The sequence below is a fragment of the Shinella sp. GW821-FHT11G07 genome (genome assembly GCF_058808115.1).
In genome coordinates, this window is sequence record NZ_JBXARJ010000002.1 from 33,685 (window position 1) to 59,161 (window position 25,477).

The 25,477-nt window shown below is 63.1% G+C and carries 21 protein-coding genes; 16 read left to right on the plus strand and 5 right to left on the minus strand.

From position 1 onward, the window contains the following. Nucleotide 1 precedes the first annotated feature (1 nt). From murG to aqpZ (AC1RT2_RS03700), 5 genes are all read left to right on the plus strand, one after another. On the plus strand, nucleotides 2-1,123 hold the full coding sequence (murG, locus tag AC1RT2_RS03680) for an undecaprenyldiphospho-muramoylpentapeptide beta-N-acetylglucosaminyltransferase (RefSeq protein ID WP_493099600.1): 1,122 nt from the start codon (nucleotides 2-4) through the stop codon (nucleotides 1,121-1,123). Continuing rightward, on the plus strand, nucleotides 1,120-2,535 hold the full coding sequence (gene murC / locus AC1RT2_RS03685; RefSeq protein ID WP_493099602.1) for a UDP-N-acetylmuramate--L-alanine ligase: 1,416 nt from the start codon (nucleotides 1,120-1,122) through the stop codon (nucleotides 2,533-2,535). Before murG ends, murC begins: the two co-directional genes overlap by 4 nt. Continuing rightward, a complete protein-coding gene (gene murB / locus AC1RT2_RS03690; RefSeq protein ID WP_493099604.1) occupies nucleotides 2,532-3,506 on the plus strand; it encodes a UDP-N-acetylmuramate dehydrogenase in 975 nt (324 codons plus the stop codon). The genes murC and murB overlap by 4 nt, the downstream gene beginning before the upstream one ends. Nucleotides 3,507-3,654: 148 nt before the next feature. Continuing rightward, a complete protein-coding gene (aqpZ, locus tag AC1RT2_RS03695) occupies nucleotides 3,655-4,341 on the plus strand; it encodes an aquaporin Z (RefSeq protein ID WP_493099606.1) in 687 nt (228 codons plus the stop codon). 179 nt (nucleotides 4,342-4,520) lie between these two features. Next, a complete protein-coding gene (aqpZ, locus tag AC1RT2_RS03700; RefSeq protein WP_493099608.1) occupies nucleotides 4,521-5,207 on the plus strand; it encodes an aquaporin Z in 687 nt (228 codons plus the stop codon). A 64-nt stretch (nucleotides 5,208-5,271) separates the two neighbouring features. On the opposite strand, the gene AC1RT2_RS03705 is transcribed toward aqpZ (AC1RT2_RS03700), so the two are convergent. Further along, entirely contained in the window at nucleotides 5,272-6,576 is a 1,305-nt protein-coding gene (locus tag AC1RT2_RS03705) for an MFS transporter (protein WP_069058321.1), read from the minus strand. 435 nt (nucleotides 6,577-7,011) lie between these two features. Between AC1RT2_RS03705 and AC1RT2_RS03710 the strand changes: the two genes are divergently transcribed. The 8 genes from AC1RT2_RS03710 (at nucleotide 7,012) to ligA (ending at nucleotide 18,280) form a co-directional block, all read left to right on the plus strand. Then, nucleotides 7,012-7,938: a D-alanine--D-alanine ligase gene (locus AC1RT2_RS03710; RefSeq protein WP_069058322.1), complete on the plus strand. Its 927-nt coding sequence runs from the start codon at nucleotides 7,012-7,014 to the stop codon at nucleotides 7,936-7,938. Further along, nucleotides 7,926-8,846 (plus strand): cell division protein FtsQ/DivIB, encoded by a 921-nt coding sequence (locus AC1RT2_RS03715; RefSeq protein WP_069058323.1) that lies wholly within the window; start codon nucleotides 7,926-7,928, stop codon nucleotides 8,844-8,846. Before AC1RT2_RS03710 ends, AC1RT2_RS03715 begins: the two co-directional genes overlap by 13 nt. Continuing rightward, entirely contained in the window at nucleotides 8,843-10,174 is a 1,332-nt protein-coding gene (gene ftsA / locus AC1RT2_RS03720; RefSeq protein WP_493099611.1) for a cell division protein FtsA, read from the plus strand. Before AC1RT2_RS03715 ends, ftsA begins: the two co-directional genes overlap by 4 nt. A 97-nt stretch (nucleotides 10,175-10,271) precedes the next feature. Continuing rightward, nucleotides 10,272-11,999, plus strand: a complete 1,728-nt coding sequence (gene ftsZ / locus AC1RT2_RS03725) for a cell division protein FtsZ (RefSeq protein WP_493099613.1) — start codon at nucleotides 10,272-10,274, stop codon at nucleotides 11,997-11,999. A 330-nt stretch (nucleotides 12,000-12,329) separates the two neighbouring features. Further along, nucleotides 12,330-13,286, plus strand: a complete 957-nt coding sequence (gene lpxC, locus AC1RT2_RS03730; RefSeq protein ID WP_493099615.1) for a UDP-3-O-acyl-N-acetylglucosamine deacetylase — start codon at nucleotides 12,330-12,332, stop codon at nucleotides 13,284-13,286. A 203-nt stretch (nucleotides 13,287-13,489) separates the two neighbouring features. Then, entirely contained in the window at nucleotides 13,490-14,356 is an 867-nt protein-coding gene (locus AC1RT2_RS03735) for an outer membrane protein assembly factor BamD (protein ID WP_160856902.1), read from the plus strand. Between the two features lie 21 nt (nucleotides 14,357-14,377). Beyond that, nucleotides 14,378-16,048 carry a DNA repair protein RecN gene (gene recN / locus AC1RT2_RS03740; protein ID WP_493099617.1) on the plus strand — a complete coding sequence of 557 codons (1,671 nt, stop codon included), beginning with the start codon at nucleotides 14,378-14,380 and terminating at the stop codon, nucleotides 16,046-16,048. Between the two features lie 72 nt (nucleotides 16,049-16,120). Next, entirely contained in the window at nucleotides 16,121-18,280 is a 2,160-nt protein-coding gene (ligA, locus tag AC1RT2_RS03745; protein ID WP_493099619.1) for an NAD-dependent DNA ligase LigA, read from the plus strand. Here ligA and AC1RT2_RS03750 read toward each other — a convergent pair. The 4 genes from AC1RT2_RS03750 to AC1RT2_RS03765 all read right to left on the minus strand — a co-directional run bounded on the left by AC1RT2_RS03750 (nucleotide 18,267) and on the right by AC1RT2_RS03765 (nucleotide 22,630). After that, entirely contained in the window at nucleotides 18,267-19,181 is a 915-nt protein-coding gene (locus AC1RT2_RS03750; RefSeq protein WP_493099621.1) for a M23 family metallopeptidase, read from the minus strand. The genes ligA and AC1RT2_RS03750 overlap by 14 nt on opposite strands. Before the next feature lie 127 nt (nucleotides 19,182-19,308). After that, nucleotides 19,309-19,719, minus strand: a complete 411-nt coding sequence (locus tag AC1RT2_RS03755) for a TIGR02588 family protein (RefSeq protein WP_493099623.1) — start codon at nucleotides 19,717-19,719, stop codon at nucleotides 19,309-19,311. A 7-nt stretch (nucleotides 19,720-19,726) separates the two neighbouring features. Then, nucleotides 19,727-20,587 carry a TIGR02587 family membrane protein gene (locus tag AC1RT2_RS03760; protein ID WP_493099625.1) on the minus strand — a complete coding sequence of 287 codons (861 nt, stop codon included), beginning with the start codon at nucleotides 20,585-20,587 and terminating at the stop codon, nucleotides 19,727-19,729. A gap of 66 nt (nucleotides 20,588-20,653) precedes the next feature. Next, the gene (locus tag AC1RT2_RS03765) at nucleotides 20,654-22,630 is read right to left on the minus strand and encodes a DEAD/DEAH box helicase (protein ID WP_069058332.1); all 1,977 of its coding nucleotides are present in this window, start codon (nucleotides 22,628-22,630) and stop codon (nucleotides 20,654-20,656) included. A 280-nt stretch (nucleotides 22,631-22,910) separates the two neighbouring features. Here AC1RT2_RS03765 and panC point away from each other — a divergent pair, with 280 nt between their 5' ends. From panC to AC1RT2_RS03780, 3 genes are all read left to right on the plus strand, one after another. Continuing rightward, nucleotides 22,911-23,786, plus strand: a complete 876-nt coding sequence (gene panC / locus AC1RT2_RS03770; protein ID WP_493099627.1) for a pantoate--beta-alanine ligase — start codon at nucleotides 22,911-22,913, stop codon at nucleotides 23,784-23,786. Between the two features lies 1 nt (nucleotide 23,787). Continuing rightward, the gene (gene panB, locus AC1RT2_RS03775; RefSeq protein ID WP_069058334.1) at nucleotides 23,788-24,612 is read left to right on the plus strand and encodes a 3-methyl-2-oxobutanoate hydroxymethyltransferase; all 825 of its coding nucleotides are present in this window, start codon (nucleotides 23,788-23,790) and stop codon (nucleotides 24,610-24,612) included. Between the two features lie 129 nt (nucleotides 24,613-24,741). Further along, the gene (locus AC1RT2_RS03780) at nucleotides 24,742-25,476 is read left to right on the plus strand and encodes an AzlC family ABC transporter permease (protein WP_069058335.1); all 735 of its coding nucleotides are present in this window, start codon (nucleotides 24,742-24,744) and stop codon (nucleotides 25,474-25,476) included. Nucleotide 25,477 lies beyond the last annotated feature (1 nt).

Genomic DNA, 25,477 nt, shown 5'->3' on the forward strand with positions numbered 1-25,477 from the left:
AATGGACAAAGGCATCGTTCTTCTCGCCGCCGGTGGTACCGGCGGCCATCTCTTTCCCGCAGAGGCGTTGGCGCATGAGCTGAAGGCCGGCGGCTGGTCCGTGCATCTCGTCACCGACAGCCGCGCCGAGCGTTTTGCCGGCAAATTCCCGGCGGATAAAATCCATGTGGTTCCCTCCGCGACGATCGGCTCGAAGAACCCGGTCAGTGTCGCGCGATCGCTCTTCACACTGTGGAAAGGCATTCGTGTCGCCCGCAAGCTGATGGCGCGGCTGAAGCCGAAGGTCGTGGTCGGCTTTGGTGGTTATCCCACCGTGCCGCCGCTTCTCGCCGCGACCGGCATGGGCATTCCATCGATGATCCACGAGCAGAACGCCGTGATGGGCCGCGCCAACAAGGCGCTGGCCAACCGCGTCAAGGCGATTGCCGGCGGATTCCTGCCGGAAACCGGCGGGCAATATGCGGCAAAGACCGTGACCACGGGCAACCCGGTGCGCCCGGCCGTGCTTGAGGCTGCCAATATTGCCTATGAAGCCTCGACGGATGGCGAATTCCGCCTCGTCGTTTTTGGCGGCAGCCAGGGCGCGCAGTTCTTCTCCAAGGCCATCCCCTCGGCGATCGCCGCGATGGAACCCGCTGACCGTGCACGGCTGAAGATCACCCAGCAGGCGCGGCCGGAAGACAGCGACGAGGTCGTTCGCACCTATGCCGATCTCGGCATTCCTGCCGACGTTTCGCCCTTCTTCACCGACATGGCGTCTCGAATCGGCCACGCGCATCTGATCATCAGCCGTTCTGGTGCCTCGACTGTTTCCGAAGTCTCGGTGATCGGCCGCCCGGCCATTCTCGTGCCCTATCCCTATGCTCTGGATCATGACCAGGCGGCGAATGCTGCGGCACTGGCTTCCGGCGGCGGGGCGAAGGTAATCCCGCAGGCGGAGCTTTCGACGGAGCGTCTGGCGAAGATCGTTTCCAAGGCGATGCACGATCCGGCGGGCATGGCGACCATGGCCGCGAATGCCAGAAAGGCGGGAAAACCGGATGCCGCGCGCTTGCTCGCCTTGATGGTTGAGGCTATTGCGGGCGGAAAGACGATCGCACAATTCAAGGGAGAACGACCATGAAGATGCCGCAGAGCATAGGGCTCGTTCATTTCATCGGCATTGGCGGCATCGGCATGAGCGGCATTGCCGAGGTGCTGCACAATCTCGGCCACAAGGTTCAGGGCTCCGACCAGGCAGACAGCGCCAATGTGCAGCGCCTGCGCGAGAAGGGCATCGAGGTTTTCGTCGGTCATACGGCGGAAAACCTGGGCGAGGCGGAAGTCGTCGTCGTCTCGACGGCTATCAAGAAGAACAACCCGGAACTCATCGCGGCGCGTGAAAAGCTGCTGCCGGTCGTGCGTCGTGCCGAAATGCTGGCCGAACTGATGCGCTTTCGCAATGCCATCGCCATCGGCGGCACGCATGGCAAGACCACGACCACCTCGATGGTCGCGACGCTGCTCGAAGCCGGCGGTCTCGATCCGACGGTCATCAATGGCGGCATCATCAATGCCTATGGCACCAATGCCCGCATGGGCGAGGGCGAATGGATGGTGGTGGAGGCTGACGAATCGGACGGCACCTTCCTGAAGCTGCCTGCCGATATCGCCGTCGTCACCAATATCGACCCCGAACATCTCGACCACTACGGCAATTTCGACGCCGTGCGCGCGGCCTTCCGCCAGTTCGTCGAGAACGTTCCGTTCTACGGTTTTGGCGTGATGTGCCTCGACCATCCGGAAGTACAGGCGATGGTCAGCCGCATCGAGGACCGCAAGGTCATTACCTATGGCGAGAACCCGCAGGCCGACGTGCGCTTCGGCAATATCCGCATGGATGGTGCGACCTCGATCTTCGACGTCGAGATCCGCCGCCGCCGCACCGGCCAGGTGATCTCGATGATGGACCTGCGCCTGCCGATGCCGGGCCGCCACAACGTGTCCAATGCCACCGCGGCCATCGCCGTCGCGCAACGCCTCGGCATGTCGCCGGAGGCGATTGCCAAGGGGTTGGCAGGCTTCGGCGGCGTCAAGCGCCGCTTCACCCTGACCGGTACCTGGAACGGCGTCAGCGTCTATGACGACTACGGCCATCACCCGGTCGAGATCAAGGCCGTCCTGCGTGCGGCGCGCGAAGCGTGCTCGGGCCGAATCATCGCGGTCCACCAGCCGCACCGATACAGCCGCGTGGCGAGCCTGTTCGAGGAATTCGCCGGCTGCTTCAACGATGCAGACACGATCCTGATTGCGCCGATCTATGCGGCGGGTGAAGATCCGATCGACGGCGTGACGGCGGAAGAGCTGGTTTCGCGCATCAAATCCGGCGGCCACCGCGACGCGCGTTTGCTGCCGTCGCCAGAAGCATTGGCCGGGATCGTCGCCGGCATTGCAAAGCCTGGTGACTTTGTGGTTCTCTTGGGGGCTGGCAGTATCACGTATTGGGCGCAGACGCTGCCGAAGGAACTGGCGGGCATTTCGGGGCAGGTAGCATGAAGCAGGTCGATGGTGAGAAACTTCTGGCGTCGTTGGGTGAGGGGATCAAGCAGGTCCGCGGGCGCCTGACGCCTGATGCGCCGATGGACCGCGTTACGTGGTTCCGGGCCGGTGGCCTTGCCGAGCTGATGTTCCATCCGCATGACGTCGATGACCTCGCCACATTCCTCAAAATCGTTCCGGAAGATGTTCCGCTCACCGTCATCGGCGTCGGTTCGAACCTGCTGGTGCGTGATGGTGGCATTCCAGGCATCGTTATTCGCCTGTCGGCCAAGGGGTTCGGCGATGTCGAACTCGTCGGCGAAAACCGCATCAAGGCCGGCGGCATCTGCCCGGACAAGAACATCGCCGCCATGGCGCTCGATCACGGCATTGCCGGCTTCGAGTTCTACTACGGCATTCCCGGCGCAATCGGCGGCGCATTGCGCATGAATGCCGGCGCCAACGGCGGCGAGACGAAGGATCTTGTCGTCGAGGTGCATGCCGTCGACCGCAAGGGCAACCAGCTTGTGCTCTCCAATGCGGACATGGGCTATAGCTACCGCCAATCCACGGCCGCCAAGGACCTTATCTTCACCCATGCCGTCTTCCAGGGTGAGGCCGGCGACAAGACCGAGATCCGCGCCAAGATGGATGCGGTGCGTCAGCATCGCGAAACCGTCCAGCCGATTCGCGAGAAGACCGGCGGCTCGACCTTCAAGAATCCGGAAGGTCATTCCGCCTGGAAGCTGATTGACGAGGCCGGCTGCCGCGGCATGATGATCGGTGGCGCGCAGATGTCGCCGATGCACTGCAATTTCATGATCAACACCGGGCAGGCAACGGGCTACGAGCTCGAATATCTCGGTGAGACTGTACGCAGCCGCGTGCTGGAGCATTCCGGCATCCTGCTGCAATGGGAAATCAAGCGTCTCGGCACTTTCATGCCGGGCTACCAGGTTAAGGAATTTCTGGGCCGCGCAACGGCCTGATCCATCGTCTTCTTGCTGGGGAGTTCGCGGGCGTCTCCGGACGTCGCGCCACTCCCTCTCCCCCATCAGGCAAGTTTCTCAAAAACTGTGTGAGATCGCGCCATCGCAGCGCGACGAAACCCTGCTGCGCGGGGTGGATGGGGTATTCATGTTCAAAAAACTCTCCGCCGAATTCATCGGCACGTTTTGGCTGGTCTTTTGCGGCTGTGGCAGCGGCGTGCTGGCCGCTGCCCTCCCGGAGGCCGGCATCGGCCTTGTAGGCGTGTCCTTTGCCGCCGGCCTTGCGCTGATGGCCATGATTTATGCAATCGGCGGCATTTCCGGCGGGCACATGAACCCGGCTGTTTCCGTGGGCCTGGCGGTTGCCGGAAAGTTTCCTGCCTCCAGCATCCTGCCCTATGTGGTGGCGCAGGTTGCGGGCGCGACTGCGGCGGGCGCCATGCTTTATCTCGTTGCGTCCGGCACGGCGGGTTTCCAGGCAGGCGGCTTCGCCTCGAACGGCTACGGCGACCTGTCTCCGGGCGGCTATTCGCTGACGGCGGGGTTTGTCGCCGAAGTGGTGTTGATGGCGCTTTTCCTCTTCATCATTCTCGGCTCGACCCATCGTCGCGCTCCGACGGACTTTGCGCCTGTTGTCATCGGCCTCAGCCTGACAGTGATCATCCTCGTTTCGATCCCGATCACGAACACGTCGTTGAACCCGGCCCGCTCGACGGGTGTCGCATTCTTCGCCGATACGGCGGCGCTGTCGCAGCTGTGGCTGTTTTGGCTGGCGCCGATTCTCGGCGCCGTCATCGGCGCGCTGATCTGGAAGGTGGTCGGCGAAAATGATTGACCGGAGGCGCAAAGAGGCGGCCGCCGCGAAAGGAAATCCGCGTTTTTATTTAGGAATTTCGCATATTTGAAATTTCGTTCAGCCTCCATTCAAGGAAATTTAGAGCATGCTATGTTCGATCGCGCGATAGTTGCGCGACTCAGCCTCGCTCCAGCGGGGTTTTTGATCAGGGGGCATTCATGTTCAAAAAGCTTTCTGCCGAATTTCTCGGTACGTTCTGGCTCGTCTTCGGTGGTTGCGGCAGTGCCGTTCTCGCCGCCGGCTTCCCGGAACTCGGGATCGGTTTTCTCGGGGTCTCCTTTGCCTTCGGCCTGACCGTGCTCACCATGGCCTATACGGTCGGCGGCATTTCCGGCGGTCATTTCAATCCGGCCGTTTCCGTGGGCCTGACGGTCGCCGGGAAGTTCCCGGCATCGAGCCTCGTGCCCTACATCGTGGCGCAGGTCGTCGGCGCGATTGTGGCGGCTGCCGTGCTGTACCTGATTGCCTCCGGCAAGGCTGGTTTTCAGGCGGGTGGCTTCGCTTCGAACGGCTACGGTGACTTGTCGCCGGGTGGCTATTCGCTGACGGCGGCGCTCGTCGCCGAAGTGGTGCTAACGGCGTTCTTCCTCATCATCATCCTCGGTTCCACCCATGGCCGCGCTCCGGTCGGCTTCGCGCCGATCGCCATCGGTCTCGGCCTGACGCTGATCCACCTTGTGTCGATCCCGGTCACCAACACCTCGGTGAACCCGGCCCGTTCGACCGGTGTGGCGTTCTTTGCCGATACGGCAGCGCTTTCGCAGCTGTGGCTGTTCTGGGTTGCTCCGATCGTCGGCGCCGTCATCGGCGCGGTGATCTGGAAGGTTGTCGGCGAAGACGATTGATCTCTGCGCATAAAAAAACCCGCCGTGGCAACACGGCGGGTTTTTGATTCGAGCCTTTGACGGTTCAGACCTCGTCCTTGCCCGAAAGCAGGATGCAGACCAGCGTGATCACGGCGGCAATGCCGAGATAGTAGCCAACAAAGGTCATGCCGTAGTTCGCCTGCAGCCATGTTGCAATGTAAGGCGCAAGCGACGCACCGAAGATGCCGGCGAAGTTGAAGGTGATCGACGAGCCGGTGTAGCGCACCTTGGTGGGGAAGGGGGCGGCGAGCGCCGTACCGATCAGGCCGTAGGTCATGCCCATCAGCGCCATCGCGAGGATGACGAAGACGAAGATGGCGGTTTCGCCGCTGGTCATCAGCGCCGGCAGGAAGAACGAGAAGATGCCGATCAGCACCGTGGTGGCGATGAGCACTTCGCGACGGCCGAATTTTTCGGCGAGTTTGCCGGCGATCGGGATGAAGATACCGAACAGCACGGAACCCAGGAGCTGGACTTCAAGTGCCTCGACGAACGGGATGCCGAGAACCTTGATGTTGTAGGACAGCAGGTAGGCCGAACCGATATAGAACAGCACGAAAGTCGCGAGCGCCACGAACGTGCCGAGCACGAGGCTGCGCTTGTGATTGCGGAAGAGCTCGACGACGGGCACTTCGACCCGTTCCTGCTTCTCGATTGCCTTCTGGAAAGCCGGCGTTTCGGTGATCGACAGGCGAACCCAGAGGCCGACAGCGATCAGGATGATCGATGCGACGAACGGCACGCGCCAGCCCCAGGCCAGCAGCGATTCCTGCGGCATCACATGCAGCAGCAGCCAGAACACGCCGGAGGACAGGAAGAGGCCGACCGGTGCGCCGAGCTGCGGGAACATGCCGTACCAGCTGCGCTTGCCGGGCGGGGCATTTTCCGTGGCGAGCAGGACCGCGCCGCCCCATTCGCCACCAAGGCCGAAACCCTGGCCGAAGCGGCAAAGCGCCAGCAGCAGCGGCGCGAGCACGCCAATCGTTTCATAGGAGGGCAGGAGGCCGATGATCACGGTCGAGACGCCCATGGTCAGGAGTGCCGCGACGAGTGTCGTCTTACGGCCGACGCGGTCGCCATAGTGACCGAACACGATGGCGCCGAGCGGACGCGCGAAGAAGGCGATGGAGAAGGTCGCGAAGGACGCGAGGAGTGCCGTCGTCGGATCGCTGTTCGGGAAGAACAGCGTCGGGAAGACGAGCACGGCGGCTGTCGCATAAACATAGAAATCGAAGAATTCGATGGTCGTACCGACCAGGCTTGCAAAGAGAACGCGTGCCGGGGAGTTGAGCCCGGCGCGGTTGGCATGCGGTGCGGTCGGCGACCCGGAAGCGAGCGTTTCACTCATGGGGGTGCCTTTCTGGTTTTCTTAAGCCGTCTTGGGAGGCAGCGGGCGTCTGATACGTCAACCTATCGGTCAATGAAACAACTAAAGTACGCAAATGGTCGGAAAATCGTACTTTTCGTGCTTGCTGCAAGGCCCGCCGTTTACGAACGCTGCGTCCCGGTGTTGCTGTCGGGATTGCGCATTCGAAGTCGCTGAATTTCCCCGTTGCTCTTGCGCCAGCTGCAACTCTCTGATTCCAGAAGAGGAATCGAAGTGTAGTTTTGATTCGGCACAGGAAAATTTGTCCTGAGCCGGGTCAGGTTAACGAAAGTAAACGCTTCGTTAACCTTAATGGCGCTCTAGTGGTCCCATCTCGCTCGTCGAGTCGGGCCGGTAGAGAAAATCAGGTCCGCGCAAGCGACGAGGGGCAATGTGCGGAATACAGTTGGGGGTTCTATGAGCGTAAAGCATGTCGCGATGCTGATGGGTGGTTTTTCGTCGGAACGGCCGGTGAGCCTTTCGTCGGGGAATGCCTGCGCCGACGCGCTTGAGGCCGAGGGCTATCAGGTTACGCGTGTCGATGTCGGTCATGACATTGCCAGCGTGCTTGCCGAACTGAAGCCGGACGTCGCCTTCAATGCCCTGCATGGCCCCTTCGGTGAAGACGGCACGATCCAGGGCATCCTCGAATTTCTCGAAATCCCCTATACCCATTCCGGCGTGCTGGCCTCGGCGCTTGCCATGGACAAGGCGCAGGCGAAGATCATCGCGAAGGCTGCCGGCATTCCGGTCGCCGAACAGCGGCTGATGAACCGATTCGATTTCACCTCGGCCCATCCGATGAAGCCGCCCTATGTGGTGAAGCCGGTGCGCGAGGGATCCTCGTTCGGCGTCGTCATGGTCAAGGAAGAGCAGTCGCACCCGCCGCAGATCATCACCTCGTCGGAGTGGCGCTACGGCGACAGCGTCATGGTCGAGCGTTACATCTATGGTCGCGAACTGACCTGCGGCGTCATGGGCGATGTGGCGCTGGGTGTCACGGAAGTGGTGCCGCAAGGACACGCCTTCTATGACTACGATTCCAAATATGTGAAAGGCGGCTCGAAACACGTCATTCCGGCGCAAATTTCACCAAATATTTACCAAAAAATACAAACACTCTCCCTCAAGGCGCATCAAGCGATCGGGTGCCGTGGCGTCAGCCGTTCCGACTTCCGCTACGACGATCGTTTCTCCGAGACTGGCGAGCTTGTATGGCTGGAGGTCAACACCCAGCCCGGCATGACCCCTACCTCCCTGGTGCCCGAAATGGCCGTCCATGCCGGCCATTCGTTTGGTGAATTCTTGAGGTGGATGGTGGAGGACGCGTCGTGTTTGCGTTGAGCGCCAAGAAGAGCAGGCTGCGCCCCGTCGGGCTTCCGGACACGGAAGCTGGCCGCGTGCTGCCGCGCCCGTTGCGTCGGATCGTCCGTTTCCTGGTCAGCCTTGCGGCCGGCCGCGTTCATATTGCGCGCCATTCGGGCAGCGTTGCGACTGTCCTGTTTCTCGGTGCGACGGGCCTCTATGGCATGTCGCTCGGCGGCCATTCGCAGGATTTTGCACAGGCGTCGACGACGGCCATCGGCTTTGCCATCGAGGACGTAAAGGTCTCGGGTAACCGTGAGACGTCGGAAATCGATATCCTCGAGCGCCTCGGCCTCGACGGCACGACCTCGCTGGTCGCCCTCGATGTCAAGGAAGCGCGCCAGAAGCTTTCGGATCTTCCCTGGGTGGAGGACGTCTCCGTTCGCAAGATCTATCCGGGCACGATCGAGATCGCGCTAAAGGAGCGTGAGGCCTTCGCCATCTGGCAGCATGGCACCGACCTGTCGCTGATCGAGAAGAACGGCAGCGTCATCGCGCCGCTGCGTGACAACAAATTCTCCAAGCTGCCGCTGTTCGTCGGCCGCGATGCCGAGACTGCCGCCGCCGGCTTTGCCGACGAGTTCGACAACTGGCCGGAAATCAAGTCGCGGGTGAAGGCCTATATCCGGGTTGCCGGACGGCGCTGGGATCTGCGCCTCGACAACGGCATCGTCGTGAAGCTGCCGGAGCTGAACGTGCCGCGCGCCATGGACGTGCTGGCGACGCTGGAGGCGGAGCAGGGGCTTCTGGAACGGGATGTCGCCGCTGTCGATCTCCGCCTGGAGGACCGCACGACGGTCCGCCTGACGGAAGGCGCGCTGGAACGCCGCAATGCGGCGGTCGAGCAACGGGCAAAGGACCTCAAGAAGGCAGCGAAGCGCACATGAGTATTTTTGGTTCGTCCCATTTCGGCCTGCCACGTCTGAAGCCGCTTTCCTCCAAGCGGGCTCACGTCGTTTCGGTCCTCGACATCGGCTCGACCAAGGTCGTCTGCATGATCGGCCGGCTGACGCCGCGTGCCGAAAGTGAACTCCTGCCGGGCCGCACGCACAATGTCGACGTCATCGGCATTGGCCACCAGAAGTCGCGCGGCGTGAAGAATGGCGTCATCACCGATCTCGATGCCGTCGAGAGCGTCGTGCGCCTCGCCGTCGATGCCGCCGAGCGCATGGCCGGCCTCACCATTGAAAGCCTCATCGTCAACGTTTCCGCCGGCCGCCTGCAGAGCGACGTCTACACCGCGACCATCGATCTCGGTGGCCAGGAAGTCGATGCCAACGACCTGCGCAAGGTGCTCGCCGTCGCCGGCCAGCAGTCGCTGCGTCAGGACCGCGCCATCCTCCATTCACTGCCGACCGGCTTCTCGCTGGATGGCGAGCGCGGCATCCGCGATCCGCTCTCGATGTTCGGCGACGTGCTCGGCGTCGACATGCATGTGCTGACCGCCGAACGCGCGGCGCTGAAGAACCTCGAACTCTGCATCAACCGCGCGCATCTCTCCGTCGAGGGCATGGTCGCGACGCCTTATGCCAGCGGCCTGTCGGCGCTTGTCGACGATGAAGTCGAACTCGGCTGCGCCTGCATCGACATGGGCGGCGGCACGACGACGATCTCGGTCTTCGCGGAAGGCAAGCTGGTGCATTCCGATGCGATCTCGCTTGGCGGCCACCACGTCACCACCGACCTCGCGCGCGGTCTTTCGACCCGCATCGAGGATGCCGAACGCCTGAAGGTCGTGCACGGTTCTGCGCTGCCAAACGCTGTCGACGAGCGCGATATCGTCACCGTCCCGCCGATCGGCGAGGACGACCGCGACCAGCCGACCCATGTGCCGCGCGCGCTGCTGTCGCGCATCGTGCGGTGCCGCATCGAAGAGACGCTCGAACTCATTCGCGACCGCATCCAGCGTTCCGGCTTCTCGCCGATCGTGGGCAAGCGGATCGTTCTGACAGGCGGCGGCAGCCAGCTGACCGGCCTGCCGGAAGTCGCCCGCCGCATCCTCGCCCGCAACGTCCGCATCGGCCGCCCGCTGGGTGTGTCCGGCCTGCCGACGGCGGCGAAGGGCCCGGCCTTTTCGACGGCAGTCGGCCTGATGATCTATCCGCAGGTCGCGGAATTGGAAGAACACGCTGTGCAGGGCGGCATGCTCTCGCAGCTGACAGGTGGCAACGGCCGCATCGCCCGCATGGGCCTGTGGCTGAAGGAAAGTTTCTGACGGGTTTTCCGGCGGCCAGCCGCCGGGAGAGACCGACATCTGAGTTTTGTGAATAGACCGGCTGGGCGAAGCGGCCGGAAACGAAAGGAACACTGGAATGACTATCAAGCTGCAGAAGCCGGACATCACTGAGCTGAAGCCCCGCATCACCGTCTTCGGTGTCGGTGGCGGCGGCGGCAATGCTGTCAACAACATGATCACCGCCGGCCTCGAAGGCGTTGATTTCGTCGTCGCCAACACCGATGCCCAGGCGCTTTCCATGACCAAGGCAACGCGGATCATCCAGATGGGTGTCGCGGTCACCGAAGGTCTTGGTGCCGGTTCGCAGCCGGAAGTCGGGCGTGCAGCCGCTGAAGAGTGCATCGACGAGATCATCGATCATCTGAACGGCACGCATATGTGCTTCGTCACCGCCGGCATGGGCGGCGGCACGGGTACGGGCGCTGCTCCGGTTGTCGCACAGGCAGCCCGCAACAAGGGCATCCTGACTGTCGGCGTCGTCACCAAGCCGTTCCACTTCGAGGGCGGCCGCCGCATGCGGCTTGCTGAAGAGGGTATCCTGGAGCTGCAGAAGTCGGTCGACACGCTGATCGTCATCCCGAACCAGAACCTCTTCCGCATCGCCAACGACAAGACCACCTTCGCCGACGCCTTCGCGATGGCCGACCAGGTGCTATATTCGGGTGTTGCCTGCATCACCGACCTGATGGTCAAGGAAGGCCTCATCAACCTCGACTTCGCCGACGTTCGCTCGGTGATGCGCGAGATGGGCCGCGCCATGATGGGCACGGGCGAAGCTTCGGGCGAAGGCCGCGCAATGGCCGCCGCAGAAGCAGCAATCGCCAACCCGCTGCTCGACGAAACCTCGATGAAGGGTGCACAGGGCCTGCTGATCTCGATCACCGGTGGCCGTGACCTCACGCTCTTCGAAGTGGACGAAGCCGCAACCCGTATCCGCGAGGAAGTCGATCCGGACGCAAACATCATTCTCGGCGCAACCTTCGACGAAGAGCTTGAAGGCTTGATCCGCGTCTCCGTTGTTGCAACCGGCATCGACCGCGCGGCCTCGGAGGTGGCTGCACGTAATGCTGACTTTCGCAGCCAGAGCAAGCCAGTAATTCGTCCGTCCGCCGCCGTTCCGACCCAGACCATCGCGCCTGCTCCGCAGCCGGTTCTGCAGCAGCAGCCCGTCCTGCAGCAGCCGATCGTTCAGCAGCCGGCCTTCGATCCGATTGCAGAAGCGATCCGCGCCTCGGAAGAAAACCTTGAGCGCGAGCTGGCCATTCCAGCAAGCCGCCCGCTCCCGGTACAGCCGGTTGCGCAGGTTCAGGAAGAAGCCCGCCTGCAGAACCGCCTGTTCTCGGCTCCGGCTGAAACGCCGGTGGTCCAGCGTCAGGCTCCGGTGCAGCAGCAGCCTCAGCCGGCTCCGGTCATGCAGCAGCGCGTCGAGCCTGCCGCTCCGATCATCCGCCAGGAACCGCAGACCATGCGCATGCCGAAGATCGAGGACTTTCCCCCGGTCGTGAAGGCAGAGATCGACCACCGTTCGGCTCCGCAGCCGGTCGCACACCAGGAAGAGCGTGGTCCGATGGGCCTTCTGAAGCGCCTGACCTCGTCGCTCGGCCGCCATGAGGAAGCTCCGGTCGCTCAGGAAGCAGCACCCGCCGCCCAGCAGCAGCGCCGCCCGCTGTCGCAGGAAGCCAGCCTCTACGCACCGCGCCGTGGCCAGCTTGACGATCACGGCCGCGCCAACCCGCAGCCGCGTTCGCTCGGTGAGGACGACCAGCTGGAGATCCCGGCCTTCCTGCGTCGCCAGTCCAACTGACGCCAGGCCAAACGGCTCTGTAACAGGATGCCCGGACCTCGGTCCGGGCATTTTCTATTTCGCATTTTGTTCAATGGGTTAGTCGCTCATTGAAGCGTAACAAAGCGAAAGAAACAGTGATTTGTATGACACTGAGGGACCTACTACATTCAGGCTAGGCACAGGAGCCAGTCAGGATTCGGGTCGCCGGCATCGCCGGAGTATCAAATCACACAGACGTTTGGGCGAACTTTGTCGGCGGACGCAGCGCGTCCGGCCAAGGGCTCCGTTGAGCCATGAACTATGAATGTCGGCAATGAATGAGCCGACAGTAAGACAAGGCGAAAGCAGATGACGATGGGTACGCTCGGTTTCCAGACGACGATTTCCAGCCCGGTGACGATTGCCGGGACGGGCGTCCATTCCGGCGCGGCCGTGTCGATCACCTTCAATCCGGCCGAAGCCGACAGCGGCATCGTCTTCCAGCGCCTGCACGACGACGGCACCGTCAGCGAATACCGCGCGGTCTCTTCGCAGGTCGGCAATACCGATCTCTGCACCGTGCTTGGTTTCTCCCCGGCAACGTCGATCGCCACGATCGAGCATGTGATGGCCGCGCTTTATGCGCTCGGCCTCGACAACGTGCTGATCGAAGTGCACGGCGCCGAAATGCCGATCATGGACGGCAGTGCTGCTCCCTTCATCGATGCTATCGACGAGGTGGGCCTTGTGCCCCTCGCCGTGAAGCGTCGCTACATTCGAATCATCAAGCCGGTTCGCGTCGAAGCCGGTGCCTCCTGGGCGGAGTTTTCGCCTTATGACGGCACGCGTTTTGAAGTCGAGATCGATTTCGACTGCCCGCTGATCGGCCGGCAGTCGTGGAAGGGTGATTTGTCGCCCGCCACCTTCCGCAGCGAAATTTCGCGCGCCCGCACCTTCGGCTTCATGCGGGATGTCGAGCGGCTCTGGGCTGCGGGCCTTGCGCTCGGCTCGTCGCTGGAGAACTCGGTCGTCATTTCCGATGACAACACCGTGATCAATGTCGAAGGCCTGCGTTACGCCAAGGACGAGTTCGCCCGTCACAAGACGCTTGATGCCGTGGGTGACCTGGCGCTCGCCGGCGCGCAGTTCATCGGCTGCTACCGTTCCTATCGCGGTGGCCACAAGATGAACGCCTATGCGCTGAAGGCGCTGCTCAGCGATCGCACGGCCTATGAAGTCGTCGAAGCCGCCGCACCGCGCTCGCGCGTCGGACAGCGGGAACTGATCGCCGTCAACGCGCCGGAATTCGCGCCCTGGTCTCTTTGAAGATATTCAAAGTGCTACAGCGCCGCGTCATAAATGACGCGCGGCGCTGTAGGGTGGTTTCTCCTGCTTCTTTCCAGGCACCTCCGCCATAAAAATGCGTTAATGCGCCGGCATGGCGTTGCGGTCTTCACACATTTGGAGATAAAACGCGGGGCGCGTGTGCGGCCCGTCCGCATGGGGCGCCGTTGAACTGGGATTATCACATGGTTGTTGCAGGGTCTGTTGGTGTGAAGAAGACGGCGCGCATTGTCTATCTTACGCTTTTCGCTACGGCGTCGTCTGTCGTTCTTTCCGCGTGCCAGTCGGATCCGGACATCGATATTTCGAAATTGGCCGGCGAGACTGAATCCGCCGATGTGCTTTACAATCAGGGTCTTGCCAACCTCAATTCCGGCAAGGTGACCGAAGCGAGCCGCAAGTTCGAGGCCGTGGATCGCCAGCATCCGTTCTCGGAAGAGGCGCGCAAGGCGCTCGTCATGTCGGCCTTCACGAATTACCGCCAGGGCCGCAACGAAGAGGCCATAACGGCCGGCAAGCGTTATCTCAATCTCTATCCGGGATCCTCGGATGCTGCCTATGCGCAGTATATTATCGGCCTTGCCTACTGGAAACAGATTCCGAGCGTGACGCAGGACCAGCGCACGTCGCAGCAGACGCTGGAAGCCATGCAGGCCGTCGTCGAAAAATATCCCGAATCGGAATATGTCGAGGATGCAAACACGAAGATCCGTTTTGCCCGCGACCAGCTCGCCGGCAAGGAAATGCAGGTTGGCCGCTACTATCTGGAACGCAAGGAATATATCGCGGCAGCGAGCCGCTTCCGCGTCGTCGTCGAAAAGTACCCGATGACCAACCAGATCGAGGAAGCGCTGGCACGTCTCGTCGAGACCTACTACGCCATGGGCGTGGACACCGAAGCGCAGACGGCTGCCGCGGTGCTCGGCCATAACTACCCCGACAGCCAGTGGTATGCCGACAGCTACAAGCTCCTTCAGTCGAAGGGTCTCGAGCCGCGCGAAAATTCGGGTTCCTGGATTTCGCGTGCCGGCAAGAGCCTACTCGGCGCCTGACGCAAGAGATATGGCAGGACCATGCTGGCGCAGCTATCGATCCGCGATATCGTCCTGATCGAACGGCTTGACCTTGCTTTCGAGCCGGGTCTTTCCGTGCTGACGGGCGAGACCGGCGCCGGCAAATCCATTCTTCTCGACAGTCTTTCGCTCGCGCTCGGCGGGCGCGGCGACGGGTCTCTCGTACGCCACGGCATAGAGCGCGGCCAGGTGACGGCCGTTTTCGATGTGCCGATGGGCCATGCTGCCCGCGCGCTTTTGCGTGACAACGGCATCGATGACGACGGCGATCTCATTTTCCGCCGCCAGCAATCCGCCGACGGCCGGACCAAGGCCTTCGTCAACGACCAGCCGGTTTCCGTGCAGCTGATGCGGCAGGCCGGGCAGTTTCTCGTCGAAATCCACGGCCAGCACGACGACCGCGCACTCGTCGATACCGATGCGCACCGCCTGCTGCTTGACGCTTTCGGTGGCCTCGGCGAGGCGGCGGGAGACGTCGGCACGCTCTATCATCAGTGGAAGGACGCCGACCGCACCTTGCGCCGTCACCGCGACAAGGTGGAGGCCGCCGCCCGCGAGGCCGACTACCTGCGGTCCTCTGTCGAAGAGCTGGAAATTCTTTCACCGCAGGATGGCGAAGAGGACGCGCTGGCGGAAACCCGCGCCCGCATGATGAAGGCCGAGCGCATTGCCGGCGACATCAACGAGGCAAGCGAGTTCCTGAACGGCCATGCCTCACCCGTGCCGCTGATTGCCGCGCTGGTCCGCCGCCTGGAGCGCAAGAGCCATGAGGCCCCGGGTCTTCTGGAGGAAACGGTTGAGTTGCTCGATGAGGCGCTGAATCAGCTTTCCAACGCCCAGATGGCCGTCGAGACCGCGTTGCGCAAGACGGAGTATGACCCCAAGGAGCTGGAACGCACGGAAGAGCGTCTTTTTGCGCTTCGCGCCGCCGCCCGCAAATATTCCGTTCCCGTCACCGGCCTGCCGGCGCTTGCCGCCAAGATGATTACCGACCTCGCCGATCTCGACGCCGGCGAGGAAAGACTGGTGCAGTTTCAGGCCCGGCTGAGCGAAGCGCGCCTCGCCTTCGAGATTGCTGCGCGATCGCTTTCGGAAAAGCGCCACCACGCCGCCGATGCGCTTGCCGCAGCGGTGATGGCGGAACTGCCGGCGCTGAAGCTGGAGCGTGCCCGCTTTACCGTCCAGATCACCACCGATCCGGACGGCGGCGCGGAAGAGGGGATCGACACCGTCGAATTCCATGTCCAGACCAATCCCGGCACGCGGCCCGGTCCGATCATGAAGGTAGCCTCGGGCGGGGAACTGTCGCGCTTCCTGCTGGCGCTGAAGGTCGCGCTTGCCGATCGTGGTTCGGCCCCGACCCTCGTCTTCGATGAAATCGACACCGGCGTCGGTGGCGCGGTGGCCGATGCCATCGGTCAACGGCTGAAGCGCCTGTCCTCCACCGTGCAGGTGCTCTCCGTTACCCACGCGCCGCAGGTTGCCGCGCGCGCCGCAACCCATCTCCTAATCTCCAAGGGGCCGGTCGAAGGCAGCGAGACGGTCGCCACCCGTGTCGCTCGCATGGATGATGGTGCGCGCACGGAAGAGATCGCCCGCATGCTCGCCGGCGCGTCCGTGACGGATGAGGCAAGGGCGGCGGCGGCGCGGCTGCTTTCCGGTGGTCTGTAAGCACCGTACGGCGCTCGCATCTTTTCTTTCGCCAGCTTTGCTCTAAAACCTGATGCGAATCCGGAGCACGTCATGGCGAACGCGAAAACCCCTGTCGAAAACCTGACCGAAGACGAAGCCGCAGCGGAGCTGGCCTTTCTGGCGGCGGAGATCGCGCGCAATGACGAGCTTTATCACGGTCAGGACGCGCCGGAGATTTCGGATGCCGATTACGATGCGCTGAAGCGGCGCAACGAAGACATCGAGGCGCGCTTTCCTGCCCTCGTGCGCGACGACAGCCCCTCTCGACGCGTCGGCTCTGCGCCGCTGCCGACCTTCGCGCCGATCACCCACTCCCGCCCGATGCTGTCACTCGACAACACGTTCTCCGATGAGGACGTGCGGGATTTCGTCAATTCGGTCTACCGCTTTCTCGGCCGCCTGCCGGACGAATCGATCGCCTTCACCGCCGAGCCGAAGATCGACGGCCTTTCCATGTCGATCCGCTATGAAAACGGGCGGCTGGTCAGTGCCGCAACGCGCGGCGACGGCACGACGGGCGAGAATGTCACGGCCAATGTCCAGACGATCAGCGAAATCCCGAACCGCCTGCCGGCCGGCGCGCCCGCCGTCGTCGAGGTGCGCGGCGAAGTCTACATGGCCAAGAGCGACTTTCTGGCGCTCAACGAGAAAATGGCGGCGGAGGGCAAGCAGACCTACGTCAATCCGCGCAACACCGCCGCCGGCTCGCTGCGCCAGCTCGACGCGACGGTGACGGCCAGCCGCAAGCTGCGCTTCTTCGCCTACGCCTGGGGCGAAATGTCCGAGATGCCGGCGAACACGCAGTTCGGCATGATCGAGGTGCTGAAATCCTGGGGTTTCCCGGTCAATCCGATGACGCAGCGGCTGTCGCGCGTCGATGACATCATCGCGCATTACCGCGAGATCGGCCTCGCCCGTCCGGACCTCGACTACGATATCGACGGCGTCGTCTACAAGGTCGATGAGCTGGCGCTTCAGGAGCGCCTCGGCTTCCGCTCCCGTTCGCCGCGTTGGGCGACCGCGCACAAGTTTCCGGCCGAACAGGCCTTTACGACAGTCGAGAAGATCGACATCCAGGTCGGTCGCACCGGCGCGCTGACGCCTGTCGCGCGCCTGACGCCGGTTACGGTCGGCGGCGTGGTCGTCACCAACGCGACCCTGCACAATGCCGACTATATCGAAGGCATCGGCAACAACGGCGAGCGCATTCGCGCGGAAGACCACGACATCCGCATCGGCGACACCATCATCGTGCAGCGCGCAGGCGACGTGATCCCGCAGGTGCTGGACGTGGTGATGGAAAAGCGGCCGGCGGAGACCGAGCGCTACCAGTTCCCGAAAACCTGCCCGGTCTGCGGCAGCCATGCCGTGCGCGAGCGCAACGAGAAGACGGGTCGGCTTGATTCCGTTACCCGCTGCACCGGCGGTTTCGTCTGCCGGGCGCAGGCCGTGGAGCATCTGAAGCACTTCGTCTCGCGCAACGCCTTCGACATCGAGGGGCTGGGCGCCAAGCAGATCGATTTCTTCTTCGAGGCAGAGGACCCGTCGCTTGCCGTGCGCACCGCGCCGGACATTTTCACGCTGGAGAAGCGGCAGGCCGATTCTCTGACCAAGCTCGAAAACATCGACGGCTTCGGCAAGGTCAGCGTGCGGAAACTCTATGATGCCATCGACGCCCGCCGCTCGATTGCGCTCAACCGCTTCATCTACGCGCTCGGCATCCGCCATGTCGGTGAAACGAACGCCAAGCTGCTGGCACGCGCCTATGGTACCTACGCCGCCTTCGAGGAGGCGATGAAGGCTTCAGCGTCGCTGACGGGCGAAGCGTGGACCGAACTCAACAGCATCGACGGTATCGGCGAGGTCGTCGCCCGGGCCATGGTGGAGTTCTACAAGGAGCCGCGCAATCTCGATGTGATGGTTCGGCTTTTGGAGGAAGTCACGCCGGAGGCCGCGGAGGCCGTTGTCGTGACCTCGAGCCCGGTCGTCGGCAAGACGGTGGTGTTCACCGGTTCGCTGGAAAAGATGACGCGCGACGAGGCGAAAGCCATGGCGGAGCGGTTGGGCGCCAAGGTAGCGGGTTCTGTTTCCAAGAAGACCGACCTCGTGGTGGCGGGGCCGGGAGCAGGCTCCAAGCTCGACAAGGCAAAAGAGTTCAATGTCGAGGTGATCGACGAGGACGGCTGGTTCGTGCTCATCAAGGGATCGTGACGGTGGAGCCGCGCACGAGGAAGCGGTCGTCGAAGGTCATGGGGACACCCTCACCGGCATTGTAGTCGATCGTCCCGCCGATATAGGCATGCATGTGCAGATGCGGTTCGGAGGAATTGCCCGAATTGCCGACGCGGCCGAGGGGTTGCCCCTGCGTGACGATCTCGCCGCCGGTAACGGCAATAGAGCCCTTCTCGAAATGCGCGAGCATGATGCGCGCTGTGCCGCAGGCGAGGATGATGTAATTGCCCGCCGGTTCCTGCGTATTCGTCTGCGAGATGCGGTTGTTTTCAACGCCGTCATGGGTCGAGATGGCGACGCCGGTGCACGGGCTCTTCACCTCCCGATCATAGACGACATAGTCTGCGAGATTCTTCGGCATGAGGCCGTTGGCCCGGGCGCCGAATGCATTGAGCGCGACGATATCGAGCGCGAAGCGTTGGCTCTGGTCCGTGTGATGATGGTTGATCGACGTCGTGCTGCCGCCCTGGCCGATATAGTAGGTGCCCGGGCCGAAGGGGAAGGCAAGGTTTACCGCTGTTTCCTGATAACCGTAGCCCGAAAGCGCCCGCGCGGTCAGCGCAAGAAAGAAGACCGCCATCGCCGCGGTGAAACCATGCGTGCGGAACAGCGAGGTGGACGTATTCCATGGACGATTGTGGATGCGCAGGAAGGAGAGGGCAGCGCAGGCGATGTAAACGACCGGCAGCGCGATCGCCAGCGTCGAACTCAGAAAATCCCAGCGGCCGATAACGGAGACGAAGGCGAGGTAACAGGCGCCGTAGAACACCCGCATCGTCCAGCCCAGCCTGTCGGCCGGGGTTGGGAGCCAGAGCCAGACCAGGAAGAAGGCCGGCAAGAGGATCTGGGTGGTCAACAGGATGAGAACAGGCATTTCCATGGTACTAACCTTGCGGGATCAGCCATGTCCTCCTCACCGCTGGACACAGGCATTTGACCTTTGCTCAATCCACGCCAGCGCAATTGGTTCCGCTTTCCGGAGCATCCTCCACAACTCAACGTCGTTTCTAAGGATCGGTATAGCCTGCAGCGCGGATATCGACGGTGCGGCCCATCGGCGCGTTGCGGAAGAGAATGGCGCCGGTCGCTTTGGATTCGGCTGCCACATAGTCGAAGACGACATGGTTTTCCTCGACCACTCGGTCGCCGTCCATCAACCGCCCGATGACGGTGACGGATGCGGCGGTGGTCGTCGCAGCGTTGTGGATGTCGAAGGCGACGCGATAGCCGGCACCCGTCTTCTCCGTCGTCAGCACGGCGATCGTGAGGTCCGGCGGCGTTGCCTCGCGCGTAAAGGCTTCCCAGCCGATCCAGCCGAGAAGGCCGGCGACGAGGAGGGCGGAGACGATGCCCGTCAGCCATTCGATCCAGTGCGGATCGTGGCGTTCGCGATGGCGGCCCTGTTCGGATTTTGTCATGGTCGCCTCACAGGATCAGTCGCGCGGCAGCCGCGCCGAGTGCGGCGGGAAAGCCGAGCACGATGACGGACAGCATGATCTCGACGGCGGAACTGCCGCCGAGGCGCTCAAAAATCCAGAGCGTGAAAATGCTGATCGACAGCGCGATGACGTAGCCCGGCAGCGTGAAGCGCACGAAGGCGTGCCACCAGGGCGTTTCCGGCGACAGCTCATGCCCGCCGATGAAGGAAACCGCATAGACGAAGCCGTGCATGAGGGCCATCGATAGTAGGGCGACGACAAGCGCATGCCAGATCGTCATCTTGTAGGCGAGCACCATCATCTCGTCGGTCGGGGCGATGTTGAGTGACAGGAAGAGCGCGCCTGCGGCCATCATCAGCAGTTCGCCGTGATAGCGCGTCTCCTTTGCGTCGTCGCGATCTCCGTCGTCATGGCCGAGCTGGCTGCGGCCCAGCATGGCGCCGATGCTGGCAGGCACCGATTGCAGCGCGACCTTGCCGACGAGTTCGCTCGCCGGCATGCCGCCGCGCAGGAGGCCGAGCGCTGTCAGAACCACGAGGCTGGTAACGATGCCGATGCCATAGGCGATGATCGCGTCGCGGACCGCTTCGCGCCAGGTAAACGTTTCCTCGAAGCCGATGCGATGGGCAAGCAGGATAAGCAGGGGGATATTGAGGAGGAGCAGAAACAGCAGGCGTTCGCGCGCCATGTAAAAGCCGAGATACCACATTTCCATGGTCATCAGCATGGGCAGCGCCAGAAAGAGCGCGCCGGCAACACCCCGGCCGAGGCCGGTCACGAAGCGATTGAATTCGTCCTTGCCGTCGCCCGATCTGTCGCCGATGGCGCGCGCCGCATCTCGTGCCATGAAATCCCCCGCAGAAGCGCGAGGGTAACGTGGCGCGGAGATTAAAGTTCCGCGCCACGGATGTTGTCAGAAGCGGTCCGGCTTCTTGGTCTTCGGCTTTTTCGGGCCGCCTTCCGGCTTGGCGAATTTTTCCCCCGGCTTGCCCTTGAAGGGCTTTGCGCCGGCAAAGGGCTTTGCGGGCTTCTTGGCGCTGTCGTCGCGGTCCTTCCAGTGCGGCTTTGCTGCCGCTGCACCGTCCGGCTTGTCGCCGTCGCGCTTCTTCTCGAAGCGGGGCTTCTTGTCGAAGCCGCCCTTCTTCTCGAATTCGCCCTTGGGCTTCCAGTCGGCGCGGCGCTCTTCGCTGCGGACCGGCTTGTCATAACGCTGCGTCTTCTCGCCGGGCGTGCGGCTATAGGGCTGTGGCGCGAGGTCGGGCTGGCCTTCCAGCCTGGTCACGCGGATGCCGCGCTCCAGCATGCTGGCCGGGCCGAGGGCGCCGAGGAAGCCATCGGCGGCATCGGCGGAGATCTCGACATAGGTCTCCTCCGGCTGCATCTTGATTGCGCCGATCTCGTTCTTGGTGATGTTGCCGTTGCGGCAAAGCATCGGGATCAGCCAGCGCGGTTCGGCGCGCTGCTTGCGGCCGACCGAAACGGAGACCCAGACGCTGGAGCCGAAAGAATCACGTGGGCGTTTGGTTTCCGTCGGAATGAAGTCGTTGCCGCGCTCGCGCGGCTTGCGCTGTTCAAGCGAGACTTCGATCAGGTCTTCCGGGGCCGAACGGCCTGCCTTGAAGAAGCGGGCGACGGCGGCGGCGAGCTGCTTGGCATCGAAGCGCGCGACGAGGGCGTCGATGGTTTCGATCTCGTCTTCGCTGATCGTATCCGTCAGCATCGGGTCGGCCAGCAGGCGCTCGTCGTCGCGGCGCAGGATGTCCTCGGCTGACGGCGGCTTTGCCCAGTCTGCCTTGAGGTTTGCCATCTGGAGCAGGCGTTCTGCCTTGCGGCGGGCGCTGAGCGGCACGATGAGCGCGCTGACGCCCTTGCGGCCGGCGCGGCCCGTACGGCCGGAGCGGTGCAGCAGCGTATCCGGATTGGTCGGCAGGTCTGCGTGGACCACGAGTTCCAGGTTCGGCAGGTCGATGCCGCGGGCGGCGACGTCGGTCGCGATGCAGACGCGGGCGCGGCCATCGCGCATCGCCTGGAGCGCGTGGGTGCGCTCGTTCTGGCTGAGTTCGCCGGAAAGAGCGACGACCGAGAAGCCGCGATTGTTGAAGCGGGCCGTCAGGTGGTTCACGGCCGCACGGGTGGAGCAGAAGACGATGGCGTTCTGCGCATCGTAGAAACGCAGCACGTTGATGATCGCGTTTTCTCTGTCCGCCGGGGCGGCGAGCAGGGCGCGGTACTCGATGTCGACATGCTGTTCGCGCTCGGCGGCCGTCGAGATGCGCATGGCGTCGCGCTGGTAGTTTTTCGCGAGTGCTGCAATTTCCTTCGGCACGGTGGCCGAGAACATCAGCGTGCGGCGATCTTCGGGCGCTGCTTCGAGGATGAATTCAAGGTCTTCGCGGAAGCCGAGGTCAAGCATCTCGTCGGCCTCGTCGAGCACCACGGCGCGAATGGCGCTGAGATCGAGGTTGCCGCGGGTAATATGGTCGCGAAGACGACCCGGCGTGCCGACGATGATGTGGGTGCCGCGTTCCAGCGCACGCCGCTCGTTGCGCACGTCCATGCCGCCGACGCAGGAGGCGATGATGGCGCCGGTCATTTCATAGAGCCATTCCAGCTCGCGCTTGACCTGCATGGCAAGTTCGCGGGTCGGGGCGATGACGAGGGCAAGCGGGCTTGCGGCGCGATCGAAGCGCTCCTCGCCCTCAAGCAGCGTCGGGGCAATGGCGAGGCCGAAGGCGACGGTCTTGCCGGAACCGGTCTGGGCGGACACCAGCGCATCGGTATTCCCGATCTTCGGATCGGAGACGGCGATCTGCACCGGCGTCAAAGTGGTATAGCCGCGTTTGTCCAACGCCTTTGCCATCGCCGGAGCGAGGCCTGCAAAACTCGTCATATGGGGTCTTTCGGAATTCGGGTTCCGCGGCGATCTGGCGCCGCACTCTGCGCCCGTTCGTATCGGGTGTGCTGACGCGCTCTCTACTCGGGATTGGGTGAAATGTACAGTGCGCAAAACGCAAAGCTGCCCAGTGGCTTGGGTGATAGGTGACAAAACCGTTTGCCGATTGTCTTTTTGCGCTGCACAAGATAGAAAACGGCGCCCCTTGAAGCAGTCCGCAGAGACCGCGTGGGTGGCATCGCCAGCGGGAGAGGGCGAGAGCAAGGAGGAGCCGTCGATGCAGACTTTCACCACCATCGCGGATTTGCGCGCGGCGTTGGCGCCGCACCGCCTCGACGGCCGCACGATCGGCCTTGTGCCCACCATGGGCTATCTTCATGTCGGCCATATGGAGCTTGCCCGCCGCGCGCGTGCCGACAACGACATCGTCGTCGCCACCATTTTCGTCAATCCGCTGCAGTTCGGCCAGAACGAGGACCTTGCGCGGTATCCGCGCGATCTCGCCCGCGACCAGGCGATGCTGGAAGCGGAAGGCGTGCACTATCTCTTCGCCCCCGGCGTTGCGGACATGTATCCGCGGCCGATGGAAACCGTGGTGGACGTGCCGACGCTTGGCGCCGAGCTGGAAGGTTCCGTGCGCCCCGGCCATTTTGCGGGCGTCGCGACGGTCGTCACCAAGCTTTTCAACATTGCCGGGCCGGACCGCGCCTATTTCGGCGAGAAGGATTTCCAGCAACTCACCATCATCCGCCGCATGGTCGCAGACCTCGCCCAGCCCGTCGAGGTGATCGGCGTACCGACGGTGCGCGAGGCGGACGGGCTCGCCTGTTCCTCGCGCAATGTCTATCTCTCGGCCCAAGAGCGGGCCGCCGCGGCCATCGTGCCGCGTGCGCTGGACGAGGCCGAACGGCTGATTGCTGCGGGCGAAACCACCACGAAGGCAGTGGAGGAGGGGGTAACCGCCTTCATCCGCTCCGAGCCGCTGGCCAGGCCGGAAGTGGTTGCTATCCGCGATCCGGAAACACTGGCCGAAATCGACACGATCGGCGAAACGCCGGTTCTTTTGTTGCTTTTCGTGCGCTTTGGGGGCACGAAACTCCTCGATAACCGGGTCATCGACCCAAAAAACGTGAAAATTGCAAAGGTAGCGTGACATGAGCGTACACACTGCGAAACGCCGTCTGGCGCCGTCCGACATCAAGGCTCTCAAGGGTGAACGCCCCATTGTCAGCCTCACCGCCTATACGACGCCGGTTGCCAAGCTCATGGACCCGCATGTCGATTTCATGCTGGTCGGCGACAGCCTCGGCATGGTGCTTTACGGCCTCGATTCGACCGTCGGCGTGACGATCGAGATGATGATCGCGCATGGCCAGGCCGTCATGCGCGGCTCGTCCAACGCCTGCGTCGTCGTCGACCTGCCGTTCGGCTCCTACCAGACATCGAAGGAGCAGGCCTTCACCACGGCCGCCCGCGTGCTGAAGGAAACCGGCTGTTCTGCCATCAAGCTGGAAGGCGGGGCGGAAATGGCCGAGACGGTCGATTTCCTGACCCAGCGCGGCATTCCGGTTCTCGGCCATGTCGGCCTCATGCCGCAGCTCATCAACACGACCGGCGGCTACCGCTCGCTCGGCCGCAATGACAAGGAAGTCGAAAAGATCCGCCGCGATGCTGCCGCCATCGATGATGCCGGCGCCTTCGCCATCGTCATCGAGGGCACGGTCGAGCCTTTGGCGCGCGAGATCACCGGCAAGGTCAAGGCACCGACGATCGGCATCGGCGCATCGCCGGCCTGTGACGGTCAGGTGCTCGTGGTGGACGACGTGCTCGGCATCTTCACGGATTTCAAACCGCGTTTCGTCAAGCATTTCGCCAATCTGGCACCTGTGATGAGCGAAGCCTTCGCGACCTATGCCGAAGAGGTGAAGGCCCGCACCTTCCCGGCACCGGAGCACACGTTCCAGCTCAAGAAGGGCTGATTATCGATCAGCGCCAGGCGACGACCGGCGCTGATCGATCAACGAAACTGAACGGTCCATCAGCCATATTGGTTTGCCGGTGGACCGTTGCTGCTCTATGGCTGCGCCGTTGCAACACAGAGCAGACCCATGACCCCCGCCACCAAAGATGAAATCCGCGACGCCTTTCGGCGTGGCATTGCCGTTGCGATTGCAGCGGCGCCGTTTGCCGTGCTGTTCGGTGCTGTCGCCGTCGACAACGGGCTCAGCATCGCCGAAGCGGCGCTGATGAGCGCCACGCTCTATGCTGGCGCGAGCCAGCTTGTCGGTGTCGAGCTCTTCAACCACAATGTCGCGCCGTGGCTGGTGGTGCTGTCGATCTTCGCGGTCAATTTCCGGCATGTGCTCTATTCGGCGGCCATTGCCGCCCATATCCGCCACCTGACCTTCTGGCAGAAGGCGACCTCGCTCTTCCTGCTCACAGATCCGCAGTTCGCCGAAACCGAGCGCCGCGCCGATGCGGGCATCCGCGTCAGCTATGTCTGGTCGATGGTGCTCGGCCTCAGCGTCTATGTGCCGTGGCTGTGCCTGACGATCGTCGGTGGCTTTCTCGGCAACCTGATCGGCGACCCGAAGGCGATCGGCATTGACGTGCTGTTGCCGATCTACTTCATGGGTCTCGTGCTCGGCTTCCGCAGCCGGGCGAACTGGCTGCCCGTGGTGATCGCGTCGGCGGCGGGCTCGATCCTTGCCATGCACTTTGTCGGTTCGCCCTGGCATGTCAGCCTCGGCGCGCTCGCCGGAGTCCTCGTGGCCGCTCTCATGCCGCTCGACGGCAAGGAGACTGAAACACCGGTCGGCAAGACGGCAGAAGGGGAGGCGTGAA